Source organism: Mesorhizobium sp. GW821-FHT04C10, from assembly GCF_059420305.1.
On record NZ_JBWKTL010000001.1, the window covers coordinates 4,175,006 to 4,189,221 of the forward strand.

13 protein-coding genes and 1 tRNA gene are annotated in these 14,216 nt (G+C 57.9%); 9 read left to right on the forward strand and 5 right to left on the reverse strand.

Annotated elements, in window-relative coordinates:
* Positions 1–1,694: 1,694 nt before the first annotated feature.
* A complete protein-coding gene (locus AC07UC_RS20240; protein ID WP_494907205.1) occupies positions 1,695–1,976 on the reverse strand; it encodes a hypothetical protein in 282 nt (93 codons plus the stop codon).
* A 399-nt stretch (positions 1,977–2,375) separates the two neighbouring features.
* Between AC07UC_RS20240 and AC07UC_RS20245 the strand changes: the two genes are divergently transcribed.
* The 7 genes from AC07UC_RS20245 to AC07UC_RS20275 all read left to right on the forward strand — a co-directional run bounded on the left by AC07UC_RS20245 (position 2,376) and on the right by AC07UC_RS20275 (position 7,632).
* Entirely contained in the window at positions 2,376–3,668 is a 1,293-nt protein-coding gene (locus AC07UC_RS20245; RefSeq protein ID WP_494907206.1) for a tyrosine-type recombinase/integrase, read from the forward strand.
* Positions 3,665–3,901 (forward strand): hypothetical protein, encoded by a 237-nt coding sequence (locus tag AC07UC_RS20250; protein ID WP_494907208.1) that lies wholly within the window; start codon positions 3,665–3,667, stop codon positions 3,899–3,901. Before AC07UC_RS20245 ends, AC07UC_RS20250 begins: the two co-directional genes overlap by 4 nt.
* Before the next feature lie 65 nt (positions 3,902–3,966).
* Positions 3,967–4,164 carry a helix-turn-helix transcriptional regulator gene (locus tag AC07UC_RS20255; RefSeq protein ID WP_494907209.1) on the forward strand — a complete coding sequence of 66 codons (198 nt, stop codon included), beginning with the start codon at positions 3,967–3,969 and terminating at the stop codon, positions 4,162–4,164.
* Between the two features lie 117 nt (positions 4,165–4,281).
* A complete protein-coding gene (locus tag AC07UC_RS20260) occupies positions 4,282–4,686 on the forward strand; it encodes a hypothetical protein (RefSeq protein WP_494907210.1) in 405 nt (134 codons plus the stop codon).
* Complete coding sequence (locus AC07UC_RS20265; RefSeq protein ID WP_494907211.1) at positions 4,683–6,113, forward strand: DUF3987 domain-containing protein; 1,431 nt, start codon at positions 4,683–4,685, stop codon at positions 6,111–6,113. The genes AC07UC_RS20260 and AC07UC_RS20265 overlap by 4 nt, the downstream gene beginning before the upstream one ends.
* Before the next feature lie 440 nt (positions 6,114–6,553).
* Positions 6,554–6,856 carry a hypothetical protein gene (locus tag AC07UC_RS20270; RefSeq protein WP_494907212.1) on the forward strand — a complete coding sequence of 101 codons (303 nt, stop codon included), beginning with the start codon at positions 6,554–6,556 and terminating at the stop codon, positions 6,854–6,856.
* Between the two features lie 11 nt (positions 6,857–6,867).
* On the forward strand, positions 6,868–7,632 hold the full coding sequence (locus tag AC07UC_RS20275; protein ID WP_494907213.1) for a hypothetical protein: 765 nt from the start codon (positions 6,868–6,870) through the stop codon (positions 7,630–7,632).
* Positions 7,633–7,644: 12 nt separating this feature from the next.
* Here AC07UC_RS20275 and AC07UC_RS20280 read toward each other — a convergent pair whose 3' ends face one another.
* The 4 genes from AC07UC_RS20280 to phaC form a co-directional block, all read right to left on the reverse strand.
* On the reverse strand, positions 7,645–8,499 hold the full coding sequence (locus tag AC07UC_RS20280; protein WP_494907214.1) for a hypothetical protein: 855 nt from the start codon (positions 8,497–8,499) through the stop codon (positions 7,645–7,647).
* Between the two features lie 151 nt (positions 8,500–8,650).
* Positions 8,651–8,725: transfer RNA gene (locus tag AC07UC_RS20285), tRNA-Glu, on the reverse strand.
* Between the two features lie 422 nt (positions 8,726–9,147).
* Positions 9,148–10,410 (reverse strand): YcbK family protein, encoded by a 1,263-nt coding sequence (locus AC07UC_RS20290; RefSeq protein WP_494907215.1) that lies wholly within the window; start codon positions 10,408–10,410, stop codon positions 9,148–9,150.
* A 215-nt stretch (positions 10,411–10,625) separates the two neighbouring features.
* Positions 10,626–12,461 carry a class I poly(R)-hydroxyalkanoic acid synthase gene (gene phaC / locus AC07UC_RS20295; protein WP_140773195.1) on the reverse strand — a complete coding sequence of 612 codons (1,836 nt, stop codon included), beginning with the start codon at positions 12,459–12,461 and terminating at the stop codon, positions 10,626–10,628.
* A 158-nt stretch (positions 12,462–12,619) separates the two neighbouring features.
* Between phaC and AC07UC_RS20300 the strand changes: the two genes are divergently transcribed.
* Both AC07UC_RS20300 and AC07UC_RS20305 read left to right on the forward strand, forming a co-directional pair.
* On the forward strand, positions 12,620–12,952 hold the full coding sequence (locus AC07UC_RS20300; protein WP_494907216.1) for a hypothetical protein: 333 nt from the start codon (positions 12,620–12,622) through the stop codon (positions 12,950–12,952).
* Between the two features lie 45 nt (positions 12,953–12,997).
* On the forward strand, positions 12,998–14,215 hold the full coding sequence (locus tag AC07UC_RS20305) for an LL-diaminopimelate aminotransferase (RefSeq protein ID WP_140773197.1): 1,218 nt from the start codon (positions 12,998–13,000) through the stop codon (positions 14,213–14,215).
* Position 14,216 lies beyond the last annotated feature (1 nt).

Consider the following 14,216-nt stretch of genomic DNA (forward strand, 5'->3'; position numbering starts at 1 on the left):
TGGGCTCTGGGAGGTCTACGACATAGACAACAACAAGGTTGTGCGCGTGGGCGGAGTGCCCCTGACAAACTTGTTGGATGAAGACGCGCTCGATGCCTTGGATCTGATAAGGGATGGCTTTCTGACCCCGGCCAAACCCAGAAGGACAAAGCCCTAAAGCAAGCTCCAGTTCGGCATGCTTGTCGGGCTGGTGTGGTCCCCTAACCTATGGCGTGCTGCTCGCCCCACAAGCCGACATTGTGAGGAACCTGTGGACCGGATGTTGACGCCATGCCGACCAGAGCAACGATAATACCCAGGCCTATCGCGAGGGCCACAGCGACCGCAGCGACGCTGGCTCCAGGCGTGTGCCGGTGTCGTTCCAGAGCCTTGCCGAGATCGTCGAAGGTTGTTTCCATTCGCCGAAGCTAACAGACGTCAGGCAAACAAGGCGTTAACGAATGAGCCGCGGCCGGGAGCCGTAAAATTCCCATGCACGACAGCGAATTGACAGAGCGGCCTGGCAAGGGCTGGACGCCATGGGCGACGGGTCCAGGCGACTATGAGATTGAGAAAACGGCAGGCGGCCGAACAGCGCGCATTGGCCCGGCGGGAGGCGCCTGTGCGGTCCGGACGATACGGCGGCGTAAGGACAAGCGGAAGGCCAGGATCAGCGAAGGCGAGCAGCGGGCAGTCTGAAGGCGAATAGCCCCAATGCGACTGACGCCAAGCTCTGGCGCGCGCCATTGGCGTTAGACGTGGGCGGCATGAAGCAAATCGGATATTTGCTCAATGGTTTCAGTCACCCTGACGGCGGTCTCGTTTGAAGCGGCTCCTACCCCCGTCAGATAGACATAGCAGACTGCGACATTCGAAACCGGCTCGATTCCGATTATGTGATCTGAGTTTAGGAGAATGTAGGATCCGTCGGTAAGCGTTAGTCTCAGAAACATCAAACCAACCCTCGCGAAAGCTGACCCAGCATCACGCAACCTGCGGCTGGTGGCAAGCGGGGCAGAGTAAGGGATCCTCCCGTTGCGGCGAACCCCTCAAAAATGGAGATCGCCTGGCCAGAAGCAGCTATCGCAGGCTGAAATCGAGTGCTTCCTGGAGGTAGCGGAAGCGCTGCACAGGAGCATCGTGAAGCCGTTCTGTCGCCACAGTGCGACCGCCGCCGGGCAATGCGGACCCTGCATGAGGCGCTGTTGAAGGTCGTGCGGGATGTCACCGGGAAGGAAGTCGCGTTTATCCGGTGGCACACCACGGGGCGGGTGCGGCCTCCAACCGCACCTTGATGCGGAACATTAGCCATCTCTAAAAGTTGATCCGTGCGGCAGGTAGGTGCCCTCCATCGTCCTGCCGAAGATCGGGTCTCCGATCGGGCCCGCGCCTTTTCGCCGCCAGAGGGGCGCGGGCTTCAATTTGCCAGGGGTATGTCGATTTCCGGCAACTTTGCGGACAGCGGACTCGTAGAGCAATTGGTCGCTCTGTTTATGTCCCTCATGCCAGGGCGGCTGGCTCGCCGAGATTTCGTTGGGGTTTCTCGGCGAGCCTATCCGAGGACAGGGGACAAAATGGCCGGCGCCCGTCGGTTGGGGACCGTTGGGTGGGGGGTGGACGCCGGCCAAGCGGACAATCAGGTCCGCCGCATGAACGGCATGACTGATTCAAGAAGCCTGCGATATGGTGCGATCACGGACTGCTGGGCGCATGGCCTAGCCGACTTGGGGCTTCCTTCCGTGCAAGCCGGCTGTTGCTTTCATCGGCCCAATTGTCGTCAGGAGGGGCGTCGGCTTCACGGGGGAGTAGGGTGCTGATCCGCCGTATTGCCTGACATCACCTTCCAAACCCTGCGCAGCTTTGATCACGGCCTTGCGGCTGTTACCGTGTTTGAGGATCAACTCCCAGACCAGGTCCGCGGTCAAACCGTTCTCCGAAGCGAAACACTCGACCTGATGGTCGTGAATAGCATCATGCCAGGGCTTATAGCCGCCCATTTAGGCCTCCGCTTTAGGTGCCGCATGGCAAAGATATGCACTGCTGTCAGATGTAGGTGAAACATGCGAACGAAGGACGTAGCACGGCGCCAGACAGCGCCAGCGAGCATCGAGACGGTGGCCGCTCGGCTTCAGGTTTGCGATTCGGCGGATATTCGCCAAAAATTGGGACAGGGAGCGGAGGTTTTTTGCTAATTGCTTGAAGTTGCTGGTACGCCCAAGGGGAATCGAACCCCTGTTACCGCCGTGAAAGAGACGCTAAATAGTATATGTCTGTTTGTCTCTGTCCAATAAAATGCTTTGATTTCAGATATATATGGTAAAATTAGCCTGTTCTTGCCCATCCGTGTCCAACGCTATATATTGGACATCTGTTGGACACGGCACGGAGCGGGCGCAATGGCTAGGCGGGTAACGGACGCTATTCTTGACAGCAAGGCAGCGCGAGCGAAGCTCCCGCCGCGCGGCAAGCCCTACTACAAGGCGATCGGCCCTGGCCTGCATCTAGGCTACCGGAAGGCCAAGACCGGCGGCGGGCGATGGGTTGTGCGCCTCTACGTCACACAAGGCCAAAAAGACTACTCAGTCGAGACGATCGCCGACGCCGACGACAGGCTTGATGCGAACGGCGCAACGGTTCTGGATTTTTTTCAGGCACAAGATAGCGCGCGCAAAATGCACGCATCACTCTCGGGAATTGGCGAGGCGGTTTCCGGCTCATACACCGTCAAAGAAGCCATTGATGACTACTTGCTATGGATGGAAAGCGCTCGGAAATCCGCCAAGGATGCCCGGTGGCGCGCGGACGCGCTAATATTGCCCACACTTGGAGCGAAGGAAGTTCTCCAGTTGAAGGCGAAGGATATTCGCGCGTGGCATAAAAAGATCGCGGAAACAGCGCCCCGCGTTCGGACAAAGAAGGGTGGCGAGCAGAAATTCCGCGCGCTCACTGGCGATGACGACGCGAAGCGGCGCAGGAAAGCGAGTGCAAACCGCGTACTCACGATTTTGAAAGCGGCCCTCAATCGAGCGTGGCGCGAGGGGGGAAAGGTCGCGTCTGATGATCAATGGCGGCGCGTTGAGCCCTTCGAGAATGCAGACAGCGCCCGCGTGCGCTACCTGACGATTGCCGAAGCCCAGCGCCTCATGAATGCGAGTGAGCCGGCGTTTCGAAAACTAGTTCAAGCCGCGCTTCAAACCGGCGCACGGTACGGCGAGCTTGCCGCGCTAATGGTCGAAGATTTCAACCCCGATGCGGGAACAATCCATATCCGGCAGAGCAAGGCCGGTAGCGGGCGTCACGTGGTCCTGACGGCAGAGGGTGCGAAGTTCTTCAAAGGCGTTACAGCGGGCCGCGCTGGCAGCGACAGGCTGTTTACGGGGCCGAACGGTCAAGTGTGGGGAAAGTCGCACCAGTCGCGCCCGATTGCCGAAGCCTGCACAAACGGGAAGATCAGCCCGACGATCGGCTTTCACGGCCTGCGCCATACGTGGGCATCACACGCGGTCATGAACGGCGTTCCATTGATGGTTGTCGCTAGAAATCTCGGTCACGCCGATACGCGCATGGTCGAAAAGCATTACGGGCATATGGCTCCGTCATACATTGCAGATGCAATTCGGGCAGGCGCGCCGCGCTTTGATGTTGCCGAGACTGCGAACGTTCTCCGATTTGAGGATGCCGCGACATGACGGAATTTGAATTCGAATGGGGCCCAGCCCTTGAAGATCGCATTCCGCCGCGTGGATACGATGATAGGAAGTACATTGAGATAGCGATTTTAGGAAAGAAGGCCGGAATTTACAGTACAAAGTCACAGGCCGCTTATGATATCGCTATGGCATTTCGTGTTGTCGATAAAGAAGATCATAATTCACTGTATTGTCGTTTAAGGCGCAAATTAAAGGCTGAGTTTTTATTATAAAACGACCAAGACGCTCGTTTCTCCTCGTGTCCATATAAGCCTGTCATTAAACAGGAGCGACCGATATGGACCTTCAAACCGAAGCCTATACAGTGCCTGAATTCTGCGCCGCGCATAGGATTTGCCGCGCCAGCTTCTACAACCTTCAGAAGGCCGGCCAGGGGCCGCGTATCATGAAAGTAGGCGGGCGCGTCCTGGTGTCGAAGGAAGCCGCCACAGACTGGCGTAGGGCGCGCGAGGCGGCCTCAGCGAAGGCGGCCTAGCCCCAAAATGAAAGCCGGCCTCTCACCAAGCCGGCTTCCTTTATGCGGGCACTATCGAAGATAGGAAGATATTCTCTATCGCCCGCGAAAGCAACCCAAATTCAGGGATCGATAGCGATGACCTATCAGCTATTTCCAACCGTGCCCCAAAGCGGAAACGCCATCCTTTACTCACCAGCGAGCGGATACATATCTGCTTATAACGCCGATATCGCTTACTTCAGCAAGCCCGGTCGAAAAAGCCGCACTCTCGCAATTCGCAGATGCGATGTGAGCGAATTTGGATTTGCCGGCGAACCAATCGGCGTACCAAGAGGATGGGTGCTGATCATAAAACTCTCGTCAAATACGCATTTGGCAATCTTCCTCTATCGTGGTGGTGATTTCTTCCGTTTGGACCGAAGTTTCTACGCTGACGTTTCAAGTGACGCTGACGTTGCCGCTATCGCGATTGAATGCTTCCGCCGCAACGGAGTGGATGCCGACGAACTAGCCAGATTTCTGGCCGGATCGCGGTCATGAGCATTGCCCACATAACTCTAGGCTTTCATAACCATCGACCTCCCGGCCTAATTGGCGAAATCTATGATTTCATCCTGGCACAAGCGCCGCACCCTATTCATGAAGTTGCGCTTGCTGGCGCAATGGCGTTGTTCGCAGGAATTGTGGGTAGGCAATTCAATTTTTCAGATGATGGATTGAACCAATACATATTGCTGGTGGCGGATACCGGCATGGGTAAGGACGCGGCGAAAGCCGGGATGTCGAAGATTCTTGCTAAGCTCGCAAAGAAGCGCCCTGTCGCGACTAACATCATGGGGCCAGCGGATTTCGCCAGCGGCCCCGCTCTGGTGAAATCGATCGCGCGGCGTTCCTACCCTTGCTTCGTCTGCGTTGCCGGCGAGGTCGGCATTAAGCTTCAACAGATGGCGAACCCGCGATCTTCAGAGCACTCCCAAACCCTAAAAAGAGAGTTGCTGAAGCTGTTCACGCTTTCCGGTGGCGGGCGCATCCTTGAGCCCTACGAGTATTCGGACAGAAAGGAAACGACTTCTGCGATAATCTCTCCCGCGTTTACACTGCTCGGGGAGGGCACAGGCGCAACGGTCTATGAGGCGCTTGACGATACCCAGGTTACAAACGGATTGATTTCGCGCTTCACCATTATCGAATATGCCGGCCTTTGCCCGGAGTACAATAAAGGTCACCAATTTGCGCACGTTGGCGAGCCGCTAATCTCGCAGCTTGACGAACTATATCAGCACGTTTCCGAGCTTGCGCAGAATGAACAGGTTACGGTTGTCGGCATTAATCCGGATGCCGAGGCCAGCTTGAACACCATTCGCGAACATGCCCGCGCCGTAATCAATTCAAAGTCCGGAGAAGTCGTAAACAATATCTGGACGCGGGTAGCGCAGAAGACGGGAAGATTGGCAGCGCTATTGGCCGTTGCCGACAATTGGCGAGCACCGGTGATTACGGGCGATATGATCCATTGGGCAGCGTCTCTCGTACTAACCGACACTCGGCGGTTGTTGGCGAAATTTGAAGCCGGCGAAATGGGCATAGTTGATGAGACTGGCAACGATAAGCAGATTGCCGAAGTCAGGAAAGTCTTGAAGAAATACTATTTCCGCGATCCTGCCGAAATTAAGGACGACAAGACTAGAGCGCTGAGAGAGGCGCTTCTTGTCGATTATTCCTATATCCACAAGGCGGTTGCTAAGCTGGCGGCTTTCAAAAAGGACCACCGAAAATCGTCTGCCGCTATCAAGGCAACTATGACGACGCTTTGCGAGATGGGAGTTGTCCTGAACGTTATCGCGGAAAAGCGGAAATTAGATAAAACGAATTCCGATCATTACAATCATATCATTCAGTTGATGAGTAAATATAGCGGAATGATATTCCTGATCTTAAAGCCCGATTGGCTTAACGAGCAAGATTGATAGGACGAAATAGGGGCAATGATAGGATGGGTAACGTATTGAATTTGTTGCGAATAGGAAAAATAGGACGGTAGGAGGCTGTCCAGGGGAAGGCTGGGTAAGGGGAGAGTACGAGTGAATTCCTTCCTATTTTTCCTATTTATATATATTTCAATAACTTAACCTTCCTATTGGCCTTCCTATCGATATCCTATCGCTTCCTACAGTATGTGTGGGCAAGCCAGAGCCGGGCGATCTCCGTTCGCCGCTCACCGATGCGATTTTCAGCTATTTTTTCTCGAAATATTTATTTTGCCTATCAACATCTACCGTTGTCTATAATACTGTTTAGGTAGTTGCTTTCTGTGCATGCCGCTATAGCGTCTTGCTGAGCAATAGAGGCAGCATAGATTATGAAAAGGCGTGCACTAGCATTCGCACCGCCACAGGCTCGCAGCCGTGTGGGCAACGGAAGCGCGCTTCTGCCCGGCATTGATGGTCGCACTAGTGGCGCTCGCCGCTACAAGGAATTGTTGGCTCAGCTTACCGTCGAATTGACGCAAGAGGGCAGGGTAACTGAAGCGCGAGTGATGCTGGCGAGACGAGCCGCGCTCCTGGCGATCTGGTGTGAAGACGCCGAAGCCAGGATGGCCAACGGTGAGCCCTACAACATTGTCGAATTCACCGCCGCAACGAACGCGCTTCGCCGCATTCTGACAGATGCTGGCCTGATCTGGCCCGCAAATCTCCGCATTAAAATGTGAAAGGAATTTCCATGGTTCTCCCGCAAAACCAGCGCGCATCGTATCTCACACCAGAACACCGCGAACCGCTTATTGATCCTGTCGTTGTTGCGGAAGCTGGTGGCGATTATCTGCGAGGCGAGCGTTATCTAAAGCCCAATCTCGCGGAAGCCGCGAAGACCGATGCCGTTGTGAGTCAGATGAAGGCGGCGCACGACAGTTTGCGGAGCGGTTTCACGGCGTTGAAAGCGGCGTTGCAATCCCAAGACCCGGCGATGACTCCCGAAGCCAACTTTATGGACATGAAAAAGCGCTCCGATGGCTGGCTAGACAGTGTTGCAAAACTCGCCACAGATGCCAGCACGCAAGCGAAGCGAACGATTGAGGCTATCGACAACGATATCCGCGCAAAGCTTGAAATTGAAGATGGCCCTCGTTCGAACGAAATTCGTCGCCATCTTCTCGGGCTGAAGGAAAATGATCGTCTTACGGTTGCGTTGAAGGCCATTGATGCCGGCGACAAGGAAACCATGGCCGCTGTTCTGATCGGCCCGGCGTTTCTAACTGGCTTTTCGGATGATCAGCGCGCGATGCTCCGCAATCGGCAGGCCGAGAAAATGGCTGGCGACATGATTGCCCGCAAAACGGTCTTGGAGGAATGCATCGCTACCAATCTACGCACAGTCGATGAAGCGCTGTCAGCCGTCGAAGCTATCTTCCCTCTACATCACGTGGATAGGATTACGAAACAGGCGCTGGAAACCAAGGCGGTTAGAGACGGGTTTCACAAAATCTGAAAGCGTTGTGTTTCAGAGGGCCGGCTTTTCAGCAACGTATTTCGCCGGCAATTCCGCATTCATAACAGGAGCGGTTTTCGAGTCGGCGTACCGAATTATGTCGGACGCTTGATCAATTGCGCGTTGACCGGCATTTGGATCAGTGAATGACGCCACGAGTTCGGAAAAAATCTTTTCCTTTAGCTCGTCTACGAGATAATAAATGCCGGTTTCCTTATATTTCTCAAGAAAGTCGGCCTGATGTGGAAGCACAAGCTTCGCCGCCTTAATGATACTATCGTTTTCCTTTAAAAGATCGGGGCCAACCCCAGACTTTATCGTGGCAAGAATCACAACTGCGTGGCCTACGATCGATCGGTATGCTTCAAACGCGGCCCAGGCTAAAGGTGGCACAAAAAGACGCTCTGTATCAGTGACAGAAGGCTGTTCGTTAATTAGCTTTTCTATTGAAGAAGTTTGCCATAAAACCTCGCCAAATTGTCTAATCTTTTCGCCGTCAATATCGCGCTTTGCGCTTCCCTTCAAAATAACATCTATCTTTAGGTTAGAAACGGAACTCACGGCCATTTGAAACTTCGTTTGATAGATGGTGGCATTCCAAAGCGCCTCCGCCGCCTTCAACCGCCGTAAATCTAACGCTTCATGCCGTGACGTAAGTGCTGTGAGCGCGGTGCTTCTAACGGCGCTAATTTGTTCGTCTTTGGCGCGAAGCTGTGCTTTTAGCTTTTCAAGCTCGCGATCCAGCCCGTGTTGAATTCCCTTCTCGATGCCCAATTTTAGCAGATAACTACCGGCCAGGGCTAGCGCAGCTAGAACGCCGCTCGACAACAGCGCCGGGACCCATGCTCCCCAATTCATATTGATCATCTCCCATGCTGATCAAAGCAGGTGCGTAATCGGCCAAAAATTTGCGGCAAGCTGGACTTTCGGCCCCTTGATTCTACCCGCGTCCAAACCCGTATATTGGACATCTGTTGGACACGGCAATGTGGGTAAAGAGCTAAGTGCTTGAAAAGACTGGTACGCCCAAGGGGAATCGAACCCCTGTTACCGCCGTGAAAGGGCGGTGTCCTAACCGCTAGACGATGGGCGCGCTCAGACGAAGCGGCTTATACTGGCGTTGTGCGCAACCGGCAACCCGTCAAGTGCCGCCCTGGACAACTTTTTTGTGGGCCTTGGGAATACAGGGATTTCATCACGACTGCACGGCCTGGCGATTAGCATAAACGCCCATCGCTTCGTCATTCTGGGGCGGAGCAAGGAGCGAAGCGACGCGGCGCAGACCCCAGAATCCATGCCGCGATTTCAAGGCGCTGCCACGGAGCAAATTCTGCTCCGCTGCGCTCTTCGACAGGGGGTGCGGACTGGATCCTCGGGTCTCCGCGACGGAGCTTCGCTCCTGCTCCGCCCGTGGATGACGAAGTGGGGGACGCTTCGGCCAATCTCGAATGTTTGGAATTGTCCGCCGGAACGACATTGCCTGAACGGCCTTGGCAGCCAACAGGCTTCGGCCCATTAGCCGTCGCCACCACCGTCGCCACCGCCGCTGCGCCGGCGGCAGCGCCAGTTCCAGTCGCGCTCAGGGCCGACGTCAACGTGGACCGATTCGGTGTGGCAGTAGGTGCCGACGCCGCCACGGCCCGGCATGGTCCTGATGTAGTTCGCCAGTTCCCATTTGGAAACGCCGGGCACCTGGATGTCGGCGGCGGCGCAGTACATGTGCAGCGAATTCTTGGCGCCGTTGGCGCGGCGGTTGCGGGCGGGGTCGCGGTAGCCTGACGTCACCATCATCTTGCGGCCGTAATGGCCTTCGATCGTCTTCAGCACGCGCACCAGCGACGGCTTCAGGCAGGCGACATCAACGCTTTCGTTCTGCTTCAGCAGCCCGTTGGGCGCGAGCCGGGCCATGCCGGCGGCGGACGCTACCTGATAGCTGCCGCCCGAACCCTCGTCCTCATTGAGGTCGACGTCGCTTTCGTCGTCGAGGCCGGATTTGCGCTTGATCTCGAACAGCGCCGTCTGGCGCACGCCGGGCAACGCGTCGCCGCCCGTGATGTGGCCGGCTTCGTCGCCGGTCGAAGCCAACTGTATCGGCTTTGCGGCGGAATCGGCCGAGGCCAGTGTGATGATCGGCTTTGCCGGAGCCGGCGCTGGCTTGGCCTGCACGGCCGGCTGTTCGCCCGTGCGCGTGTTGACCAGCGGAGCGGGGGTTGCGGAAGCCGGCGTGGCGCCGAACATCGAGGCCAGGAAGCCCCGCTTCTTCGGCGCCTCGGCTTGCGGCATCTCGCCCGCCGTCACATAGACCGGATTGTTCATCGCCGGTGCCGCGGCAGGCTTCGGCGCCGTCACCTCGGCATCGGCGGCGGCGATCTTCTGGGCGACCGCGTCGGTCTGCTGCGCCGTCTGGGCCGGCTGCTGCAGGGCCTGCGGCGTTTGTCCCGCGATCGTTTCAGCCCCGGCCGGCGTTGTCAGTGGAAAGGCAGCCTCGGGTTTGGCGACCGGGACGTAAGCGACCGTTTCGGGAAGCGCCGTATCGCCTTCGCTCATCACGGTGGTCTGGGTGGTCGTGGTTTGCGATGTCGAATCGGTGGTGGTGATGGGCTTGCCGGTGGCGGCCGCATTGATGTTCGAGGAAGAGGCATTGTAGCCAGGCATTCCGACCGACATTGTCGGGTCGCCGGCCGAGGTGCAGGAGGCCAGGAGCACGGAGCAGAGCGCTGCCACGATGGCGCGGCGTTCTCCCTTTGCGAGGCTCCATCCTGCTGATTTCAAAGTCAAATTCCCCCTCGATACCCGGCCGGTAATCCTTGGCGCAGCACTGGCCGCCGCAGTCCAAGGTGACCTTTGTCTCCGATCCGGAAACGAGACCTGTGTCAAATCCGCAAGCTTGAAAGTATTTTTGCAGCGATTGCCGAATTACGGCCGCTCGACGGTTGACGACACCATTTCGCCCGCTTTTGGCAAGCCGTCAACTCACCAGACATTACAGTCCGTTACACACGCACCTTGACATAGGTACCGGGAGCATCCCCCAAGGTTTTCATATGCTTGCCGGGTTTGCGGGCAGGCACGCGGGTGTTGTCCTTGGCTTCTATCCAGCCTTGCCAGTGCGGCCACCAGGATCCCGGATGGTCGGTGGCCGTGGCTATCCACTGGTTGAAATCGCCGATCGGCGCGCCGCCGGTCCAGTACTGGTACTTGTTGGATGCGGGCGGATTGACGACACCGGCTATATGGCCGGATCCGGCCATCACATAGTCGACCTTGCCGCCGAAATATTTCGAACCGAGGAAGACGGACAGCGCCGGCGCGATGTGATCTTCCTTCGAGGCGAGGTTGTAGATGGGAATGGTGACATCGCCGAGCGAGACCGTGCGGCCCGCCAATTCCATCGTGCCGCGCGAGAGGTTGTTCTCCAGATAGCAGTTGCGCAGGTAGAAGGAGTGATTGGCCGCCGCCATGCGGGTCGAATCGGCGTTCCAGTAGAGCAGGTCGAAGGGCAGGGGATCCTTGCCGCGCATGTAGTTGTTGACGACATAAGGCCAGATCAGGTCACCGGAGCGCAGCATGTTGAAGGCGGTCGCCATCTTGGTGCCGTCGAGATAGCCCTTTTCGTTCATCGACTTTTCCACCGCGGCGACCTGTTCCTCGTCGACGAACACTTTCAGGTCGCCGGCATAGGTGAAGTCGACCTGCGTGGTGAAGAAGGTCGCCGACTTGATGCGGTCATCGCCTTCGCTGGCCATCAGCGCCAATGCCGCCGCCAGCAGCGTGCCACCAACGCAGTAGCCGATCGCGTTGACGTCGCGCTCACCGGTGGCCTTCTCGATCGTGTCGAGGCCGTATTGCAGGCCTTCCCTTATATAGGCTTCCCAGTTCTTGGCGCCGTGGCGCTCGTCCGGATTGATCCAGGAGATGACGAAGACGGTATGGCCTTGCTCGATCGCCCAGCGGATGAAGGATTTCTGCGGGTTGAGGTCGAGTATGTAGAACTTGTTGATCCAGGGCGGGCAGATCAGCAGCGGCCGTTTCAGCACCGTCTCGGTGGCGGGATCATACTGGATGATCTCCGCGACATCGCTGCGGCCAACCACCTTGCCGGGCGTGGTGGCGATGTTGCGACCGATCTCGAAGGGGGAATAGTCGGCCTGGCGCAGTTTCAGGTCGCCCTTGCCGGCGGCGATGTCCTCGGCCAGCATCTTCATGCCGCGCACGAGGTTCTCGCCGTTGGAGGCGACGGTTTCGCGAAACAGCTCCGGATTGGTCAGGATGAAATTCGACGGCGAGATGGCGTTGGACACCTGCTTGACGTAGAAGCTCGCCTTGTGGCGGGTGTGCTCGTCCAGACCTTCGGCGTGCTCGACCAGTTCGGACGCCCAGCGCGAGGTGACGAGATAGGCCTGCTTGAGAAAATCGAAGAAGGCGTTGCGGCCCCATTCCGGATCCTGGAAGCGCTTGTCGCCGCGCTCCGGCTTGACGGCATCGTCGGCACCCTCGGCGCTTGGGCTGACACGCTGGATGGCGTTCGCCCACACGGTCATATAGCCGGCGAACAGCCGCGTCTGCGCCTCGAGCGCGCGCTGCGGGTCGGCAAGCCAGTATTCGCTGAGCTTGGAAAAGGTCTTGACCATGTCGACGACCGGTTCGGCGACGTGGTCGCGCACCTCGCCTTTCTCGCGCGGCTCGGCCCAGGCGGACGCCGCCTTGCCGGCCTGCTCGACCATGCGCGCCATGTTCAACGCGAAGCGTTCCGGATCCTTCACCAGATATTGCTCGACGGTCGAAGGCTCGTCATCTTCCGTTTTGCCCGAATCGGGTGTTTTGGACATGGTTCGCGGGGTTCCTCCCGAAGCGTTTTCTTGACATATTAACATGGGACATCCGACAGGGTCCAATCTCGCTCTACCTCGGCTGCCAAGGAAACAATATGACGATTAATATTGGCGAGACTGTTTTTTTTGGTGCCGCACGCTTTTGCCGCATCGGCGTGGCGATCGTCCTCGTGGGGATCGCCGGATGTTCGACCACGAATACCAGCGGTCCGGTGCCGATGGCGGAGAATGCGGGGCCGAAGGATACGGGCACCTTTCCGAACCTGAACATCCCGCCGCAAGTGGCGAACAAGCAGTTCACCGAGGCCGAGCGGAACGCCAAGCTTGCCGAACTCAAGGCCGACAAGGGCGGGCAGGGTGCCAAAAGCGGCGGCGGCTCCGTCACCGATCAGGCGGCGCTGACGGATCTGGCCAAGAAACACGGCCCCCAGACGCTGAAGCAGATCGAAGGCAAATGCGATCCCGCCCTCGACCCTACCTGCAAATGAGTATATAGCGCGCGCCCAATACCCCCTTTGCTGTCTGGAACCGCCATGGAAGAGTTTCACAAGGTCCGTCGCCTTCCGCCCTACGTTTTCGAGCAGGTCAACCGGCTCAAGGCCAGTGCGCGCTCGCGCGGCGCCGACATCATCGACCTTGGCATGGGCAATCCGGACCTGCCGACGCCGAAGGCCATCGTCGACAAATTGTGCGAAGTCGTGCGCGATCCGCGCACGCATCGCTATTCCTCCTCGCGCGGCATTCCGGGGCTGCGCCGCGCCCAGGCCGCCTATTATCAGCGCCGCTTCGGCGTGAAGCTCAACCCCGACACGCAAGTGGTTGCCACGCTCGGCTCGAAGGAAGGCTTCGCCAACATGGCGCAGGCGATCACCGCGCCCGGCGACGTCATCCTATGCCCCAATCCGACCTATCCGATCCACGCCTTCGGTTTCATCATGTCGGGCGGTGTCATCCGTTCGCTGCAGGTCGAGCCCGATGACGGCTTCATTCCGGCGGTCGAGCGGGGCATTCGCCATTCGATCCCGAAGCCGCTGGCCTTGATCCTCAACTATCCGTCGAACCCGACGGCGCTGGTCGCTTCGCTCGATTTCTACAAGGACGTGGTGGCGTTCGCGAAGAAGAACGACATCATCATCCTGTCCGACCTTGCCTATTCGGAGATCTATTTCGACGGCAATCCGCCGCCTTCGGTGCTGCAGGTTCCGGGCGCCATCGACATCTGCGTCGAGTTCACCTCGATGTCGAAGACCTTCTCCATGCCCGGCTGGCGCATGGGCTTTGCGGTCGGCAATGAACGGCTGATCTCGGCGCTGACCCGGGTGAAATCCTATCTCGACTACGGCGCCTTCACGCCAATCCAGGTGGCGGCCGCGCATGCGCTCAACGGCGACGGCGCCGATATCGCCGAGGTGCGCGACATCTACCACAAGCGTCGTGACGTGATGGTCGATGCGTTCGGCCGCGCCGGTTGGAATATTCCCGCCCCGGCGGCCTCGATGTTCGCCTGGGCGCCGATCCCGGAGCCATTCCGTCACCTCGGCTCGCTCGAATTCTCCAAGCTGCTTATCGAGCACGCCGACGTGGCGGTGGCGCCCGGTGTCGGCTTCGGCGAACATGGCGATGATTTCGTGCGCGTGGCGCTGGTCGAGAACGAGCACCGGATCCGCCAGGCGGCGCGCAACATCAAGCGCTTCCTGTCGACCAGCGCCAAGCAGCCCAACAATGTGGTGCCGCTCTCCGCCCACCGGTAAG